This is a genomic window from Ensifer adhaerens, assembly GCF_001270265.1.
Lineage (GTDB): Bacteria > Pseudomonadota > Alphaproteobacteria > Rhizobiales > Rhizobiaceae > Ensifer > Ensifer adhaerens_B.
Genome location: NZ_LGAP01000001.1, coordinates 223,758 through 238,455, shown reverse-complemented (window position 1 = coordinate 238,455; position 14,698 = coordinate 223,758). Strand labels below are relative to the sequence as shown.

Below are 14,698 nucleotides of genomic sequence, written 5' to 3'. Positions count from 1 at the left end.
AACTTCGGGGGTTTGTTCAGATGCTCGCCGGGGTCTTTCTGTATGTCCGATTGCCGGCTTTAGCTGCGCAGCTCGATCGCGGCCGGCTTTGGATACTCGCCGATGAAGCCGCGCCAATGCGCAATGGCAAAGCCGAGTACCACCAGCGCGCCACCCTGATGCAGGACGCCCCAGCCGACCGGCACCTGCAGCACGAGCGTGGTGATGCCAATGACCGCCTGAATGCTGACGAGCACGAACAGCAACACCGAGCGGCGCGCATGCGTGGATTCCGGCGCTGCCCGCACCGAGGCAATCACATGCATCAGCGCCAGCGCGAAGAGCACATAGGCGCCGATCCGGTGGATGAACTGCACGGTCTTCGGGTTCTCGAAGACATTGATCCACCAGGGGTGCTGCAGGAAAAGATCGGACGGGATCCATGCGCCATCCATCAGCGGCCAGGTATTGTAGCTGAAACCCGCATCGAGCCCGGCAACCAGCGCGCCGAGATAGATCTGGAACAGGCTCATGATGGCGATGATGGCCGCCATCCTGCGTGAGCGATCCGTCGGCGCAGCATCGTCGGAGTGCGGACAAAGGCCGCGCTGGATCCACATGCAGGCGGCAAAGATCAGGCAGGCGATGACGAGGTGGGTCGCCAGCCTGTATTGACTGACGTTGGTCCGCTCAACCAGACCGGACGAAACCATCCACCAGCCGATAAAACCCTGGAAGCCGCCGAGCGCCAGAATGCCGAGAAGCGGCCAGCGCAGCCGGCGTTCGACCCGACCCGTCAGCCAGAAGAAGGCGAGCGGCACCGCGAAGATCACGCCGATGCTGCGGGCCAGCAGCCGGTGCGCCCATTCCCACCAGAAGATCGTCTTGAATTCGCCGACCGTCATGCCCTTGTTGATTTGCTGGTATTGCGGGATGCGCTGATAGAGCTGAAACTCTTCTTCCCATTCCTCGGCCGTCAGCGGTGGGATGACACCGTGGATCGGCTTCCACTCGGTGATCGACAGGCCGGATTCCGTCAGGCGCGTCGCACCACCGACAAGCACCAGCGCGAAAAGCGTGAAGAGAACGACAACGAGCCAGCCGCGGATCTGCCGGCGGTTGCGATCGGTCCTGCCGATCTCGCTTCGGAGCATCTGTTCTGTCGCCAATTCGACGCCTGCCATGGCTTTCCCTCTGGTTCGCGGGGTTGGCGGCAGGGAGATCGAGCGGTTCATCGCCGCGCCTGCCGGAAAGCCGTTGATTTGCACCAGAGCGGCATGCAAAACAAGGCCGAACCCTTTGCGGCATGCCGTCGCGGCCAGATCTAGGGTCAGGACCTAGCGCCATTTGAAAGAAATGAAATGCCCGTACGTCTCAGAAAGCTGATCGGCACGATCCTGATCATTATCCTCGTCATCGTCTATGCGCTCGCCGCCGTCACCTTTGCATCGTTGCTGCTGGGCGCTGCACCCTGGTGGGTGCATCTCATGTACTTCTTCTTTACCGGCCTGCTCTGGGTGCTGCCGGCCATGCTGATCATCAAGTGGATGGAAAAGCCGGCGAAGGACCGCTGAGCCCAAGGGGACACGCCGATGAAGGTTGCGATCATTTCCGATATCCATGGCAACGACCTCGCGCTCGAGGCGGTGCTTGCCGATATCGACGCGCTGGGGATCACCGATATTGTCAATCTCGGCGACCATGTCAGCGGTCCGCTGAATGCCGCCCGCACCGCCGATATCCTGATGGCGCGCAACATCCCTGCGATCGCCGGCAATCATGACCGATATCTGTTGACGATCGATCCGGCCGACATGGGACTGTCCGACCGCGCGGCCCATGGGGAATTGCAGCCCCGACATCTCGATTGGCTCGCGACACTACCGGCCACCCTCGTCTATCGCGATGCACTCTTTCTTTGCCACGGCACGCCTGCAAGCGACGAGACCTACTGGCTCGAAGCGTTAACCGCCGACGGCGTGGTCCATCTGGCAGCGCGCAGCGCCATCGAAGCCTTTGCGACAGGGATCGAACAACCGGTCATTCTCTGCGGACACACGCACATTCCCCGAGCGATCCGCCTGGCGGACGGCCGGCTCGTGGTCAATCCCGGCAGCGTCGGCTGCCCTGGCTATGACGACGACCGCCCGGTCGCGCACAAGGTGGAAGTCGGCTCGCCGGATGCGCGCTACGCCGTCGTCGAAAATGCCGGCAATGACTGGAGCGTCACGTTCCGCACGATCCCCTACGACCATAAGGCGATGTCGATGCTGGCGGCGGAGCGAAACCGGCTGCAGTGGGCAGAAGCTCTTGCAACGGGTTTTCTCAGCGCGTAGCTGTCCGAGCTTCACGCTTTGCTAACTGCTTTCGCCGGTTATTGCCTGGAGGCGGCGGTCGTGTTTCAGGAGTTAAGCGGATTGTAGCGGAGTTGCCGTTCAATGGCAGCCGCAACCAGCATCCGGACGGCCTTGCCGATGATGAATACAGATCTGACCATCGGCCGATCGGGCCATCGAGATGCACAAGCTGCGTCCCGGTCCGATGCTGCCGCGAGCCGGTTCGAGATCTCCATCCATGACACGATGGCGCCGCTGGAGCAGGAATGGCGATCGCTGGAAGCGCTGCCTTTCAACTCGTTGCACAATGGCTACGACTGGTGCGCGGCATGGGCGCAGACCCATGGCAGCGAGTTGCTGATCGTTCGCGGCACCCTTGATGGCGAATTGCAGTTCATTCTGCCCCTCGAATTCGTGCCTGGCCGCCTATTCAACACCGCCCGGTTTATCGGTGCGCCCCACAGCAATCTCAATACCGGCCTGTTTGCAGCGGATGCGCTGCCCCTTCCCCAGGTCGATGTTTCTGACCTGCTGGCGCGCGAGCTCAATCACCGTCCGGGCCACAAGGTCGATCTCGTCACGCTCGAAAAGACCCCGTATCACTGGCACGGAACCGCAAGCCCGTTGACGGGTCTGCCTGGCATCAAGAACCAGAATGCCTCGTTTCAGCTGCCCCTGTTAGCGAGCTTCGAACGCACGCTGGCACAGGTCAATGCAAAACGGCGGCGCAAGAAGATGCGTATCTCCGAGCGAAGGCTCGAGGCTCTCGGGGGCTACGACTACGTCATTGCGCAAAGCCCCGCGGAAGCGCAGGCGTTGCTCGACGTCTTCTTGCGACAGAAGGCAATCCGTTTTGCAGCTCTTGGTCTTCCCGACGTTTTCCATGAGGCGCAGACGCGGGCATTCTTTCACGCGCTCGCCGGTCGCTGCGGCGAGGCTGGAAATCCGCTGCTCGAACTCAATGCCATCCGCCTGAAAGGTGAACATGGCGGGCGGGTCGTTGCTGTCGCCGGTCTTTCGCGAAAGGCCGACCATGTCATCTGCCAGTTCGGGTCTATCGACGAGGATCTGGCAGGCGATGCCAGTCCCGGCGAGCTTTTGTTCTACAGGATGGTCGAGAGGCTCTGTGGCGAAGGTGCGGCGCTGTTTGACTTCGGTGTCGGCGACCAGCCCTACAAGCGCTCATGGTGCACGATCGAGACACCGCTGAGAGACATCGTCGTGCCGCTAACGTTACGCGGCCGGTTCGCAGCCGGCTATCACCGGGCACTGGTGCGGGCGAAAGTGGTGATCAAGGCGAACAGGGCCGCCTACTCCTTCTTTCAGCGCGCACGCAGTCGTAAGACGCACGCCGGTAGAAAGACCGGAGACGTCGAATAAGCACTCTCGCCCAGGCGTCGCTTCGCGCGACATGCTGACGGTATTGCCTCTGCTCACGCCGCGTGACGGTCGGGATAGTCCGGGCCGGGTTCACCGCGGCCAGTCATCAGCACGATATCGCGATAGCCGGCCTCGCCGAAGCCGGTCAGGACCTCAACGATTCTTTCGTCGGTGACTGCCGGCGCCGACAGGATGATCTCCGCGCCGTCGCGACGGGCGATCTTGTCGACAGCCCCCTCGTCTGCCGGTCCACATTCGACCAACACCAGATCATAGGCATTGGTCAAAGCATCAATGATCATCTGCAGCCGCTCGATGCCGCGCATCGCGAGCCTCGGATCGGCATCCCCTTGCGGAATGATATGCGCGTCGGAAAAACGATCGGCATGAATGGTTTCGGTGAATGCCACCTCACCTGCCAGCAGGTTGGTGATACCAGGCAGTTGCGCCGAGCGCGCCATCAGGCGGGTCGGGCAGGCAGAGCCAGTCAGGTCGATCAGCACGACCTTGCGATCTTCCTCGGCGATCAGGCGCGCCAGCATGACCGTCGCGGTCGATCCCTCGTCGCCACCGGGCGAAACCGAGATTGCGATCCGCACTCCGCTTTCACGCAGGTGATCGGCAACCGCCTCGATCGAGAAATCCGGTTCGATTGCCTCACCGCTCGGATCGTCGCTAACATCGCCCGCTTCGGCTGCCGCCAGTGGCGCCAGCGGCGGGAGGGCGATGGCGTCGCTCAATGCGGGCGATATCTCGAGCGTTTCGTCGGGAACATCAGCAGCCGCAACAGCGGCGATTGCCGGCCGCGAACGGACCGGCGGCCGCTCGGCACCGACTGACACCGGCCGCAACGCACGACCGCTGAACAACTCTCCGAGCATGATGATGATGCAGCTCAGAAGGAAGGTCGCGAGTGCTGCGACGATGGTAATCGGCATCACTTTCGGGAAGCTGGCACCCGTCGGAACGACCGCGCTCGAAATGACACGGGCATCGGCGGGCGTTGCATTCTCGACCGTTCGCGACGTTGCCTCGCGGTAGCGCGCCAGATAGGTCTCGAGCAGTTGCCGTTGGGCGGTCGCTTCGCGCTCGAGCGCACGCAGGCCCACCTCTTCCTCGCCGGCCTGGGCCGATTTGGCCTTGAGCGCGTTCAACTGCTGTATCAACTGCTGCTCGCGCAATTCGCCGACCTTTGCCTCGTTTTCAAGACTGCTGAGGATCTTGCGGGTTTCGGAGCGGATCTGCGCCCGGATGCCTTCGACCTGCGATTTCAGGGCCTTCAGCCGCGGATGGCCGTCAAGCAGCGTGGTCGAAAGGTCTGCCACTTGCCCTTGCAGGTTTGCCTCCGTCTCCTTGAGGCGCTGGATCATCGGCGAACCGACGACGTCGGCGATGGTATCCACCTCGCGGCCGCTGGCCAGCGCCGCGCGCACACCCTCGGCGCGTGCCTCGGCATTGGCCCGCTCGCCACGCACGCGTGTCAGCTCGCTCGATATGTCGGTGAGTTGCCGCGTCGCGAAGTTCGTTGTCTCGCCGGTCGGCAGCAAATCGGATGACGAACGGTAGGCCGCCACCTTGGCTTCGGCATCCCTCACCTTCTCGCGCAGATTGGCGATCTCAGGCTCCAGCCAACGGCTCGCTTCGGAATTGGTGTCGAGCTTCGCGCCGCTTTGCAGCGAAAGGAAAACCTTTGCCATTTCGTTCGGGATCGCCGCCGCAAGCTGTCGATCCTTCGAGGTAAAGGCGATCGCGATCACGCGCGACTTCTCGACCTGATAGACCTGCAGCTTCGAAGTGAACTCCTTCAGCACGCGCTCCTCGGGGGGCATCTCCAACGGATTCTTCTTCAGGCCCAGCATGACCATCAGATCGGAAACCGCCGAAGGATCCGCCGAAGGATCGAACTCCTTCAACTCATATAGCTTCATGTTGCGCGCGACCTGCTTGATCAGGTCGGCCGAGCGCAGCACTTGAACTTGGCTCAGAATGCCGGATTCGTCGAAAACCCGGTCGGACCCGGTCTGCGCATTCTGGTTGGAGCCACTGAATTCAGGCTCTCGCGATTCGATGAGGACGCGCGTCTCGCTCTGATAGTCCGGCGCGATCATCCTCGCGGCGCCGAAAGCAAGCGCTGCAACACATGCAGTGGCGAGCAATACCTTGACGCGTCGATCCCACACGGCGCGGAACAGCCCGCCGAGATCGATATCCACATCCTGTTGTCCGCCGCCGTTTCCCGACATGCTTCTGGCTCCGAACCCTAAAATCTCGCTGGAAGGTAAATGAACATGGTAACGCAAGGGTTAATGGCCGCTCAACCTCTGCGCGATTTCGCCCCTCCTCCGTCCCAGGCACCCAGTTGAAAATTCTACCGCGAGTTTACCAGCTATTAACCCTAACGGATCGATAACGACGAAAGAGGTGGTCGTTTCCGGAGCCTAAGAGCAGCATGTCAACCGCAGGTATGAAGACGGGTCTCGCTATTACGGTGGCAGCACTGTCGATTTTGCTCGGCGGCTGCACAAGCTATCAGCCGGCACCCAAGGCTTTCAGTGAAGCAACGATCCAGCCCTACCGGCTGGACAGCGGTGACCGGCTGCGCATCAACGTGTTCGAGCAGGCGGGCCTGAGCGGCACCTATACGGTCGACCAGGCAGGCTACGTTGCCTTCCCGCTGATCGGCACCGTCGCCTCGCGCGGCCACACGCTGCCCGAACTCGAGGGCATGATCGCCGCAAAATTGAAACAGGGCTATCTGCGCGATCCGGACGTCACTATCGAAGTCGACCGCTATCGCTCGGTCTTCATCATGGGCGAAGTTGGCCAGGCAGGGCAATATGCCTATGTGCCGGGAATGACGGTTCAGAACGCGATCGCGGTTGCTGGCGGATTCTCACCGCGCGCCAATCAGGCCAGCGCCGACGTCACGCGCAAAATCAATGGCCGGATCATCACCGGCCGCGTGCCGATCACCGACGCCGTACTGGCTGGAGATACGATTTACATTCGCGAACGGCTGTTCTGATCTCGATGCAGCCGCAGCGTCCCTTGCGCATCATTCACTGCTTCAGATCGCCGGTCGGCGGCATTTTCCGCCATGTGCGCGATCTGGTGGAAGCGCACGCGGCGGCTGGCCACCAGGTCGGCATTCTTTGCGACAGTACAACCGGCGGATTATATGAAGATTCGCTCTTTGACGAAATCCGGCCCTATCTGGCACTAGGTCTCGTGCGCATGCCGATCCATCGCTCGATCAGCCCAAGGGATTTTGCCGCGCTGTGGCGCGGTTACAAGGAAATCAGAAGTTTGCGACCGGATGTGTTGCATGGGCACGGCGCCAAAGGTGGCGCCATAGCTCGCCTCATCGGTTCAGCCTTGCGGGTCAACAGGTATTGCGTAGCCCGCCTCTACTCCCCTCACGGTGGCAGTCTCCACTACAGCCCGAAGTCGTTCATCGGGCGGATCGTCTTTCCCTTGGAACGGCTTCAGGAGCGCCTCACAGACGCGCTCGTCTTCGTCTGCGACTTCGAACGCCAAACCTATTTTACCAAGGTCGGCGAGCCGCGCGAGCGTTACGAGCTGATCTACAATGGCATCGACGATCGCGAGTTCGAGGCCGTGGAGGCGCTGCCAGATGCGGTCGATTTCCTCTATATCGGCATGATGCGGGACCTGAAGGGTCCCGATCTGTTTGTGGATGCCTTTGCTCGTACGGAACGGCTTGTCGGGCGGCCGCTTTCGGCGCTGATGGTCGGTGACGGCCCGCAGCAGCAGGAATACCGCGACTTCACGCTTGAGCAAGGCCTCGGGCGCCGGATCACCATGCGCCCGGCCATGAATGCCCGCGAGGCCTTTGCGCTGGCACGAAACATCGTCATTCCGTCTCGAGCGGAATCCATGCCCTACATCGTTCTCGAAGCGCTGGCAGCGCAGAAGCCGGTGATCGCCAGTCGGGTCGGCGGCATACCCGAAATCCTCGGCAAGCATAGCGCCGCCCTTGCCGACCCGGCAGACGCGCAGTCACTTGCCGCGATCATGGCTTCGGCAATCGTCGAGAAGGACTGGTCCGCCCGCGTCATGCCGGACCCGAAGACATTCAAGTCCCGATTTGCCGCCTCGGTCATGACGGCCGAGGTGCTGCGGCTCTATCGTGATTTGTGTCGAAACCACTCGGCTCCTGCCGGGCCGCAGGCTGCAACGTAAGCGTTTCTTAGTGGCTTTCTGCTATCCCGGCTGAGGACTTCAGTGCCGGAAGGAAGCCATGAACGAGTTTAAGCGGTCGGAAGCCTTCGACCCCGAAGCGTTTCGCAAGAAGATTTCGGAGATCCGTACCCGTGCGCCGGACGAAAAGGTCGGCGGCGAAGCGTCGACGGAGCTCAACCCCCTCGCCCGACAAATTGCCGAACAGTTTCGCGCCGACACCTATTCGCCCGCCATGATCATGGGGCTGATGCGCCTGTTCGAATTCTGCGCGCTTTTCGCCATCGGCTACGCGATCAATGCGCTCTATGTGCAGCCGGGTTTCGGCCAGTTGCCGCTTTACCTCGCGATCCTCATCGGCGGCTCCGCGCTCGCCGTTGCCGCCATGCAGATCGCCGATACCTACCAGGTCCCCGCCCTGCGCGCCTGGCTGCGCTTCGCCCCACGGATCCTGGCCTCCTGGGCGATCGCATTCGGCGGCATTGCCATCGCGCTGTTCTTTCTCAAGTCCGGTCACCAGTATTCGCGTGTCTGGTTCGGTGGCTGGTTCATTTCCGGGGCGGTGTTCCTCGTCGCGGAACGGGCCTTCATCGCCTATTCCATTCGCCATTGGGCCCGCAACGGCACGATGGAACGCCGCGCCGTCGTCGTCGGCGGCGGCCAGCCGGCCAAGGACCTGATCCGCACGCTCGAGCATCAGACCGACAACGACATTCGCATCTGCGGTATCTTCGACGATCGCGACGAACGTCGGTCGCCGAATGTCATTGCCGGCTATCCGAAACTCGGAACCGTCGACGAGCTTGTCGAATTCGCGCGCCTGGCGCGCATCGACATGTTGATTATCTCGCTGCCGTTGACGGCTGAAAAACGCATCCTGCAGTTGCTCAAGAAGCTCTGGATCCTGCCGGTCGATATCCGCCTTGCTGCCCATGCCAACAACCTGAGGTTCCGGCCGCGCAGCTATTCCCATGTCGGCGACGTGCCGATGCTCGATATCTTCGACAAGCCGATCGCCGATTGGGATTCCGTCGCCAAGCGCGGCTTCGACATCTTCTTCAGCATCGTCGCCCTGGTGTTGTTGTGGCCGGTGATGCTGGGCACCGCCATCGCGGTCAAGGTCACATCGCCCGGCCCGATCATCTTCAAGCAGAAGCGCCACGGCTTCAACAACGAGACGATCGAGGTCTACAAGTTCCGCTCGATGTACACGCATATGAGCGATCCGAGCGCACGTAACGCGGTGACCAAGGGCGACCCGCGCGTAACGCCAGTCGGGCGCTTCATCCGCAAGTCCTCGATTGACGAATTGCCGCAGATCTTCAACGTTCTCAAGGGCGAGCTCTCGCTTGTCGGCCCGCGCCCGCATGCCGTGGCGGCGCAGACGCAGAACCGCACCTATTCCGACGTCGTCGAAGGCTATTTCGCCCGCCACCGCGTCAAGCCCGGCGTCACCGGCTGGGCGCAGATCAACGGCTGGCGTGGCGAGATCGACAATGACGAAAAGATCCGTCTGCGCACGGCTTTCGACCTTCATTACATTGAAAACTGGTCGCTACTCTTCGACCTGAGGATCTTGTTCCTGACGCCGTTTCGACTGCTCAACACGGAAAATGCCTATTGAGCACCGTCGACACATCACAGCCGATCGTCTTTCGACCCCAGCTCGCCGCGCTTTCTCTCTTCAGTTCGTGGCTGGTCGCGCTTGCTGTGTTTCTGTCGGGTTTCGTCATTGCCGAACCGGCGCCCTATGAGCTGTTCATGGTGGCGCTCATCGGTCTCTGGGCACTCTTCGGCTTGAAGATCTCGCGCTACGTCGCGCCGTTGCTTACTCTGCTGACCCTTTTCATCATTGGCGGCATCCTGTCGCTGATGACGATGGTCGATCTGACCAAGGGGCCGATGTACATGGCGGTCTCCGGCTTTCTGGCGCTGTCGGCGGTTTTTTACGCCGCCATCATCGAGGACCGTTACCAGCGGCTAAGGCTGATCTTCAATGCCTGGGTCACGGCTGCCGTCCTGACCGCGCTTCTCGGCATTCTTGGCTATTTCGGCGCGATACCGGGCGCTGAAAACTTCACGCTCTATGACCGCGCCAAGGGCGCCTTCCAGGATCCGAACGTCTTCGGTCCGTTCCTGTCGGTCCCTGCGCTCTATCTGATCCACGGACTGCTGACGCAACCGATCCACAAGGCGCCGCCGAAGATTGCGGCGCTTCTGGTGCTGGCGCTCGGTGTCTTCCTGTCGTTCTCACGCGCCGCCTGGGCTCTCAACCTCTTCTGCGTCGTTGCCTTCGTCTTCGTGATGCTGCTCAAGGAACGCAACGGCCTCTTCCGCCTGCGCATCCTCGTCATAGCGCTGGTCGGCGGCGTGTTTGTCGTCGGCGCCCTCTTGGCGGCGCTGCAATCGGAGCAGGTCGCCACGCTCTTCTCCAGCCGCTCACAGCTCGTGCAGGACTATGACGGCGGCCATCTCGGCCGTTTCGACCGTCACCGCATCGGATTCCTGATGTCGATGGAGAAACCGCTCGGTATCGGTCCGATGGTCTTCAGCACGATCTTTCCCGAAGACGAACATAATGTCTGGCTGAAGTCGCTGACGTCCTATGGCTGGCTCGGTTTCGTCAGCTATGCAACGCTGATCATCTGGACGCTGTCGCTCGGTTTCCGCTTCCTGCTGCTTGAGCGCCCCTGGCAGGTTTATCTGATGATCGCCTGGGTCGCGCTGATCGGTCATGTCGGCGTCGGCAACGTTATCGATACCGATCACTGGCGCCACTTCTACATGCTTCTCGGCATCATCTGGGGATGTGCCGCCCTCGAATACCGCCATCGTCGAACCGCGCGGGCCGGATGGCAGCAATGAACATGGAATATCCCTTGCCACAGCGCTCCGCGCCCACGCCACTGCGCTTGCTCGAAGTGCTCGAGCCGAGCGGCGGCGGATCGGGCCGGCATTTCATCGATCTCTGCCGCGGCATGCATCTCCGCGGACATCATGTCGAGGCGGTCTACTCGCCGGTACGCGCCGAGGAAAGTTTCGTTCACGAACTGAAGGCCGTCGGCCTCCCCGCTGTGCATGCTGTCGATATGAAGCGTGCCCCGGGCCCCTCCGATATCCCAGCCTTCCTGGCGCTGCGTCGGATCATGAGCGATCATGATCCGTTCGACATCGTTCACGGCCACAGCTCCAAGGCCGGGGCACTGACGCGCCTGCGCCTACCCGGTCGCCATGTACCGCGCATCTACACACCGCACGCGTTCCGGACGCTGGACCCGACACTCGGGCGCGGCGGCAGGCTGATCTATGGCGCGATCGAATGGGGCCTCGCCTGGTTCTATACCGACCACCTCATCTGCGTGTCGGACGACGAGCATTCCCACGCCCTATCGTTGTGCATGCCGGAAGAGCGGATGTCGGTCATCGTCAATGGTGTCGCCCCGCCCTCGCCCGATATGGCAACGACCATCCGTGCCAGCTTCGGTATTGCGCCGGACGCATTCGTCTTCGGATTCATTGGCCGACTGACCGCCCAGAAGGCGCCCGAGCGGCTCATTGCCGCCTTCAGGCATATCGCCGGGTCGGTGAAAAACAGCCACCTCGTCATGGTCGGCGCCGGCGAGTTGGAGGGCTCTCTACGCCAAGCCATTTCCGAAAGCGGCCTGCAGAACCGGATGCACCTGACATCCGCATTCACCGGCCCGCAAGCTGCCCCTGCCTTCGATGTGCTCGTCATGCCGAGTCGTTACGAGGCAATGTCCTACGTCATGCTGGAAGGGGCAGCAGCCGGCAAGCCGATTATCGCCAGCGATATCGGTGGCGCTCGAACCGTGATCGAAGATGGTCACAACGGTTTCATCGTGCCGAATACAGACGACATCTCCCAACTCGCAAAGACAATGGCCGCGGCCACAGCACCGGCCACTTTCAAGACGCTTACAGCGGCAGCCGACAGCCTCAAGGAGCGCTTCACGCTCGATGCGATGCTGGACCGGACGGAGATGCTCTACTGGAAGCTTGCCGAACGACGACGCACTGCGGCAATGGCCTAGACGGACGTCAACGGACAAGCACCGAGCCGGCTGCAGTTCGACCAGACTGTCCCGTGAGGAGCCGAAATCCGCAACGCGGAGCAGTTCGTCCCCGGCAGACCGCGACGCCACAAGCGCGACAAGCCCAAGACCCGTTCCACCCCAGGACTTTCGATCCCTGCGTCAGCAGCTCAGGCAAAAATGTGTTCGGTATCCGCATCGACCTCTCGGTGCATAAGCTAGGATTGATCAGAAGCAGCCGGCTTCACCGTCACCAGAGGGCAGCCGTTCGGCCAAGCCGACGGGGCCGCAGGCGCACAAGCATTACCGCAACATTGCGAAGCTGGAGCTTTTGATCTAAGCCCAAATGATATGGACAGTTATACCGGGGCAGCAATGGCCGAAATCAACTATCCCTTCAGGGCCCGAACCGACGCGATATCAATCGCTGACCGCGGGGTGCTGGAGAAGCTCTTCACCTGGTATGAGACCTTGAAGGTCGAGCGGCGCGAACGTCGCAGAGCAATTTCAGTCAGCCTGCGTTGCGTCAGCCATCACGGCCAAACGTCACTCTATCCCGACGAGCTGCCGCTGGTTTTCTTGACACGCAATGACGCAAAGCTGGTCCCGGCATTCCTAACTCACTACCGGCAGCTAGGTGTAACGCGCTTCATTTGCGTAGACGACGCCTCCACGGACGGGACAAGGGAATTCCTCCTCGAACAGGAGGACGTGGATTTATGGGTTTCTCCCGTACGGTACAAAGATGCACGCCGCGGTCGAGCATGGCGGGAGACGCTCTTTAGCCTCTATGGGGGCCAAAGATGGTACGTCAATGTCGATTCCGACGAATTCCTGGTCTACGACGGGTTCGAGACCCAAACACTCTGGCCCGTTCTACACTGTCTTGAGAAGGTCGGCGCGCTGAGGCTGCCGGCGCCCATGCTCGATATGTATCCCGTCGGCCTATCGCAGGCGGACGCCAACCTGCTGAGTTCTCGCGCGCCTTGGGAAATCGCCGATCACCTCGATAGCTCCGGGTACACGCTGTCTACAACCAACCGGGCGATTTCAATCAAGGGCGGCGCGCGCAAACGAAAGTTCGATGCCGACCTCGAACTCATCAAATACCCCCTGATATACTGGGACGATGACTGTCGCTTCGGCCCGAGCATACACCAACCGCTTCCATATCGCAGAAACTTCGCGAGCATGATGGGTGCCTTGCTCCGCTTCGATTTCTTCTCGGATCGTGAGAACGAAACAAGGGAAGCTGCAGGCAGAGAGCGATATTTCGACAATACGCCGGCATACGCGAAGATCACTGATGTCATCGCTGAAATAAAGACGCTTAAACCGCAGTCCGGTGCATCCGTGAAGTTTACCGGCTCGCAACAGTTGCGCGACCTTGGCCTCATTACGCCAATTGCTCCGAATGAATCCGGAGGGTGAACGTTTGCAGCCGCGACTGAAAAGTCCAAGAACTTAGTCGTATTTCTGGTCCATGACGGCGCAAAAAGCTCGGGCAGAGTCTGCAGCGCATGACCGACCAACTGGTCGCAAAACGACGTGCCGATGTGCCTTGTGTCGGCCGCGAACTCGACCTGGGCAAAGCGCAAGCGGCGCTACGAATTCCCGCTCGGACCGAACTGGTGCAACCATCGGCTCAATGAGCCGATGGAGTGTGTCCGCCGGCGCAAGCAGACCGATAGCCCGTGGCTATACCTGGCGAACGGGGCAGGCCATCGCCCCCCTTCAACTTCGTGCATGCCACCGGCTGGCGCTTTGAGGAATGTATCCTGCACTTGCCCGATATCGATTGGCAAACCGACTTCGCCACGACGGACTATGCACATGTCCATGATGAGGATGCGACTAGGGATCTCGAATCGCTTTCGAGGAATCGGAAGGCACAAAGGAAGAACAAATGACCGGGGTTCTTCTGGGTTTTTTCGGGACTATCTGCGCCGAACTGCGCAAATTGAGCGTCTTTTGTTCCGGTTCGACGCTTGGGGGTGCAACGACTTAGAGACCTAAATCATTGCGCTCAAAGGGAAAAATGGTCGGAGCGGCGGGATTCGAACCCACGACCCCTTGACCCCCAGTCAAGTGCGCTACCGGGCTGCGCTACGCTCCGGACCGAGGAAACCCCTATAGTCTCGACGCTTAGAGCGCAAGCGGGAATTTCGACCTCAACACGAAAAAGGATCAAACGGCGTGGATAAGCAGGGAGTGGAACGAATAATCCCGCGAACCTCCTCGGGATGTTTCGAGTTCGCCGAACTGGAGCTCGCGCTCCACCTGAACACAGCCGTCGATGTCGGACAGCGGTCGGCGCAGAACGCCCTTGTGATTCTCTTCGCAAAACCGGCCGCCTTATGCGAGGGGCGCATCGGGCCGCACCGCAAAAGACCAATCGGCTTACGCCGGAATTAAGACGTTGACTTCTCGCCGCCATCGGAACATTTGTAGAACAGATCGGAGTTCGCATCATGTCAGAGAAATTTATCGTCATGCCCTTCAAGCGCGTTCGCGGTGGATTGGCGCCCGGCGAGATGCGCGCGGCCTCGACCGCGGCCGGCGCAGAGAAGGTTGCAGCGGCCATGGCACCCAGGCATATCGGCGTCGCCGCCTATGCGGTTCAGGTCGACGAGGAAAGCGGCGACATGAGCAGCCCTCGCCTGCTCGTTCAGTTTGGCGAGATTGCCGATCTAAACGCCGCTTGACATGCGAAGCGGCTTGTCATGGCCGCCGATCTTCTGCGGACACCAG

At 61.0% G+C, this 14,698-nt stretch carries 13 protein-coding genes and 1 tRNA gene; 11 read left to right on the top strand and 3 right to left on the bottom strand.

The window, feature by feature from the left end; genetic code table 11:
* Nucleotides 1-59 precede the first annotated feature (59 nt).
* Nucleotides 60-1,163 carry a COX15/CtaA family protein gene (locus AC244_RS01100; RefSeq protein ID WP_053247008.1) on the bottom strand — a complete coding sequence of 368 codons (1,104 nt, stop codon included), beginning with the start codon at nucleotides 1,161-1,163 and terminating at the stop codon, nucleotides 60-62.
* A 177-nt stretch (nucleotides 1,164-1,340) separates the two neighbouring features.
* On the opposite strand from AC244_RS01100, the gene AC244_RS01095 reads away from it, so the two are divergent.
* The 3 genes from AC244_RS01095 (at nucleotide 1,341) to AC244_RS01085 (ending at nucleotide 3,695) form a co-directional block, all read left to right on the top strand.
* Complete coding sequence (locus tag AC244_RS01095) at nucleotides 1,341-1,553, top strand: DUF2842 domain-containing protein (protein WP_025426549.1); 213 nt, start codon at nucleotides 1,341-1,343, stop codon at nucleotides 1,551-1,553.
* An 18-nt stretch (nucleotides 1,554-1,571) separates the two neighbouring features.
* Nucleotides 1,572-2,315: a metallophosphoesterase family protein gene (locus AC244_RS01090; protein WP_053247007.1), complete on the top strand. Its 744-nt coding sequence runs from the start codon at nucleotides 1,572-1,574 to the stop codon at nucleotides 2,313-2,315.
* A 102-nt stretch (nucleotides 2,316-2,417) separates the two neighbouring features.
* Nucleotides 2,418-3,695, top strand: a complete 1,278-nt coding sequence (locus AC244_RS01085; RefSeq protein ID WP_414735867.1) for a GNAT family N-acetyltransferase — start codon at nucleotides 2,418-2,420, stop codon at nucleotides 3,693-3,695.
* Between the two features lie 53 nt (nucleotides 3,696-3,748).
* On the opposite strand, the gene AC244_RS01080 is transcribed toward AC244_RS01085, so the two are convergent.
* Complete coding sequence (locus tag AC244_RS01080) at nucleotides 3,749-5,938, bottom strand: GumC family protein (protein ID WP_053247006.1); 2,190 nt, start codon at nucleotides 5,936-5,938, stop codon at nucleotides 3,749-3,751.
* 206 nt (nucleotides 5,939-6,144) lie between these two features.
* Between AC244_RS01080 and AC244_RS01075 the strand changes: the two genes are divergently transcribed.
* The 7 genes from AC244_RS01075 to AC244_RS38555 all read left to right on the top strand — a co-directional run bounded on the left by AC244_RS01075 (nucleotide 6,145) and on the right by AC244_RS38555 (nucleotide 13,599).
* Nucleotides 6,145-6,720, top strand: a complete 576-nt coding sequence (locus AC244_RS01075; protein WP_053247005.1) for a polysaccharide biosynthesis/export family protein — start codon at nucleotides 6,145-6,147, stop codon at nucleotides 6,718-6,720.
* A gap of 5 nt (nucleotides 6,721-6,725) precedes the next feature.
* On the top strand, nucleotides 6,726-7,898 hold the full coding sequence (locus tag AC244_RS01070) for a glycosyltransferase family 4 protein (protein WP_053247004.1): 1,173 nt from the start codon (nucleotides 6,726-6,728) through the stop codon (nucleotides 7,896-7,898).
* A 58-nt stretch (nucleotides 7,899-7,956) separates the two neighbouring features.
* On the top strand, nucleotides 7,957-9,519 hold the full coding sequence (locus tag AC244_RS01065; protein WP_053247003.1) for an undecaprenyl-phosphate glucose phosphotransferase: 1,563 nt from the start codon (nucleotides 7,957-7,959) through the stop codon (nucleotides 9,517-9,519).
* Nucleotides 9,516-10,760: an O-antigen ligase family protein gene (locus AC244_RS01060; protein WP_053247002.1), complete on the top strand. Its 1,245-nt coding sequence runs from the start codon at nucleotides 9,516-9,518 to the stop codon at nucleotides 10,758-10,760. The genes AC244_RS01065 and AC244_RS01060 overlap by 4 nt, the downstream gene beginning before the upstream one ends.
* On the top strand, nucleotides 10,757-11,947 hold the full coding sequence (locus AC244_RS01055; RefSeq protein ID WP_234716827.1) for a glycosyltransferase: 1,191 nt from the start codon (nucleotides 10,757-10,759) through the stop codon (nucleotides 11,945-11,947). Before AC244_RS01060 ends, AC244_RS01055 begins: the two co-directional genes overlap by 4 nt.
* Nucleotides 11,948-12,463: 516 nt before the next feature.
* Nucleotides 12,464-13,378, top strand: coding sequence for a glycosyltransferase family 2 protein (locus AC244_RS01050; protein WP_414735879.1), 915 nt, complete (start codon nucleotides 12,464-12,466; stop codon nucleotides 13,376-13,378).
* Between the two features lie 89 nt (nucleotides 13,379-13,467).
* Nucleotides 13,468-13,599: a hypothetical protein gene (locus tag AC244_RS38555; RefSeq protein ID WP_268750753.1), complete on the top strand. Its 132-nt coding sequence runs from the start codon at nucleotides 13,468-13,470 to the stop codon at nucleotides 13,597-13,599.
* A gap of 387 nt (nucleotides 13,600-13,986) precedes the next feature.
* Here AC244_RS38555 and AC244_RS01045 read toward each other — a convergent pair.
* Nucleotides 13,987-14,063, bottom strand: a tRNA-Pro gene (locus tag AC244_RS01045).
* A 355-nt stretch (nucleotides 14,064-14,418) separates the two neighbouring features.
* Here AC244_RS01045 and AC244_RS01035 point away from each other — a divergent pair.
* Entirely contained in the window at nucleotides 14,419-14,652 is a 234-nt protein-coding gene (locus tag AC244_RS01035) for a hypothetical protein (protein ID WP_053247000.1), read from the top strand.
* Nucleotides 14,653-14,698 lie beyond the last annotated feature (46 nt).

Bases quoted from the DNA above. Each gene is read 5' to 3' on its own strand.
- AC244_RS01100 (WP_053247008.1), bottom strand. From the start codon at position 1,163: ATGGCAGGCGTCGAATTGGCGACAGAACAGATGCTCCGAAGCGAGATC.
- AC244_RS01095 (WP_025426549.1), top strand. From the start codon at position 1,341: ATGCCCGTACGTCTCAGAAAGCTGATCGGCACGATCCTGATCATTATC.
- AC244_RS01090 (WP_053247007.1), top strand. From the start codon at position 1,572: ATGAAGGTTGCGATCATTTCCGATATCCATGGCAACGACCTCGCGCTC.
- AC244_RS01085 (WP_414735867.1), top strand. From the start codon at position 2,418: ATGGCAGCCGCAACCAGCATCCGGACGGCCTTGCCGATGATGAATACA.
- AC244_RS01080 (WP_053247006.1), bottom strand. From the start codon at position 5,938: ATGTCGGGAAACGGCGGCGGACAACAGGATGTGGATATCGATCTCGGC.
- AC244_RS01075 (WP_053247005.1), top strand. From the start codon at position 6,145: ATGTCAACCGCAGGTATGAAGACGGGTCTCGCTATTACGGTGGCAGCA.
- AC244_RS01070 (WP_053247004.1), top strand. From the start codon at position 6,726: ATGCAGCCGCAGCGTCCCTTGCGCATCATTCACTGCTTCAGATCGCCG.
- AC244_RS01065 (WP_053247003.1), top strand. From the start codon at position 7,957: ATGAACGAGTTTAAGCGGTCGGAAGCCTTCGACCCCGAAGCGTTTCGC.
- AC244_RS01055 (WP_234716827.1), top strand. From the start codon at position 10,757: ATGAACATGGAATATCCCTTGCCACAGCGCTCCGCGCCCACGCCACTG.
- AC244_RS38555 (WP_268750753.1), top strand. From the start codon at position 13,468: ATGACCGACCAACTGGTCGCAAAACGACGTGCCGATGTGCCTTGTGTC.
- AC244_RS01035 (WP_053247000.1), top strand. From the start codon at position 14,419: ATGTCAGAGAAATTTATCGTCATGCCCTTCAAGCGCGTTCGCGGTGGA.